Annotated in this window: 2 protein-coding genes; both read left to right on the forward strand. The window is 68.6% G+C overall.

Going from position 1 to position 1,523, the window contains the following annotated elements; all coding sequences use genetic code 11:
* The first annotated feature begins 76 nt into the window (after positions 1–76).
* A complete protein-coding gene (locus ABZ795_RS28720) occupies positions 77–487 on the forward strand; it encodes a transposase (RefSeq protein WP_327026627.1) in 411 nt (136 codons plus the stop codon).
* Between the two features lie 20 nt (positions 488–507).
* Positions 508–1,488, forward strand: coding sequence for an IS3 family transposase (locus ABZ795_RS28725; protein ID WP_327026626.1), 981 nt, complete (start codon positions 508–510; stop codon positions 1,486–1,488).
* The last annotated feature ends 35 nt before the right edge of the window (positions 1,489–1,523 follow it).

Here is a 1,523-nt window from a genome sequence, read left to right on the forward strand (position 1 = left end):
GCCCTGTCTGCCAGGCTGAGATGAGGCAGCCGTTCCGGGAGCGTTAGGCTTGCCGGGAGACAGGAAGAGGATCATCGTGACACTACCCAGCACGCCTGGTGAGCAGGGCGGACGGCCGAAACGGCGAACGTTCACGGCGGAGTACAAACTACGCATCGTGGCGGAGTACGAGGCGGCGAAGGCGTCTGGTGAGGGCGCGGCGATCCTGCGTCGGGAGGGCCTGTATCACTCGCACATCCTGGAGTGGCGGGCCGCCCGTGACGCGGGTGCGTTGACCGCTCTGGGCACCCGCAAGAGCCCGGTGTCGGAGAGTCGGCGCCGCAGCGCCGAGGCGGCGGAGATCGAGCGGTTGCGGCGGCGCAACGAACGTCTGGAAGCGGATCTGGCGCGGACGAAGACCGCCCTGGAGATCATGGGAAAAGCGCACGCGCTCTTGGAGACGTTGTCCGAGAGCGCGGACGCGCCGCGGCCGGTCAGGAGGCGCTGACCGCGGCCTTCGACAAGCTGATGCCGCTGCTCGGGGTGGCCGGGGCGTGCCGGCTGACGGGCCGGTCCCGCGCCACGCACTACCGGCTCCAGCAGCCGCCCGTGGTATCGCGTCCGCTGAGGCCGAAGACACCCCCGCCATCGACGCTGTCAGCGGCCGAACGTCAGGCCGTGCTGGATGTGCTGCACCGGGATGAGTACGCGGAGATGTCCGTGGCGCAGGTGTGGGCCCGTGAACTCGACCAGGGCCGCTACTGGTGCTCGCAGTCCACCATGTACCGGATCCTGCGCCACGCCGGGGAGAGCCGGGAACGCCGCCGGCAGGCCACCCACCCCACCCGCACCATCCCCCAGCTGGTGGCGACCGGGCCGTCGCAGGTGTGGTCGTGGGACATCACCCGCCTCAAGACCGCGCAGCGGGGCGTGTTCTACCACCTCTACGTGATCATCGACGTGTACTCCCGCTACGTCGTCGGCTGGCACGTCGCCGACGGCGAAGACTCCATGCTCGCCCGGGAACTGATCGACGACGCCATCGCCCGCAACGGCGTGCGCCCCGAGATCCTGCACGCCGACCGCGGCTCGTCGATGACCTCGAAACCCGTCGCCGAACTCCTCGCCGACCTCGACGTCACCCGCTCCTACTCCCGACCCCGCGTATCCAACGACAACCCGTACTCCGAAGCGCAGTTCAAGACCCTGAAGTACTGCCCCGCGTTCCCCGACCGCTTCGACTCCCTGCACCACGCCCGCGAGTTCGCCGCCGAGTTCTTCACCTACTACAACCACGAACACCGCCACTCCGGCATCGGCCTGCACACCCCCGCCTCAGTGCACTACGACACCGCCGGAGACGTCCACACCCAGCGGCAGGCCACCCTCGACGCCGCCTGGCAGGCCCACCCCGACCGGTTCACCCGCCGCCCCCGACCACCCGCCCTACCGACCACCGTATGGATCAACAAACCCGCAGCTCAACCCACCGAACTACAGAACACCTGACCACGAAAACGTCTCACTTGACTTGACAGGTTCCG

This window comes from Micromonospora sp. NPDC047134 (assembly GCF_040643455.1).
Taxonomy (GTDB): domain Bacteria; phylum Actinomycetota; class Actinomycetes; order Mycobacteriales; family Micromonosporaceae; genus Micromonospora.

Excerpts from the sequence above, each read along its gene's own strand:
- ABZ795_RS28725 (WP_327026626.1), top strand. The coding sequence starts at position 508 with ATGCCGCTGCTCGGGGTGGCCGGGGCGTGCCGGCTGACGGGCCGGTCC.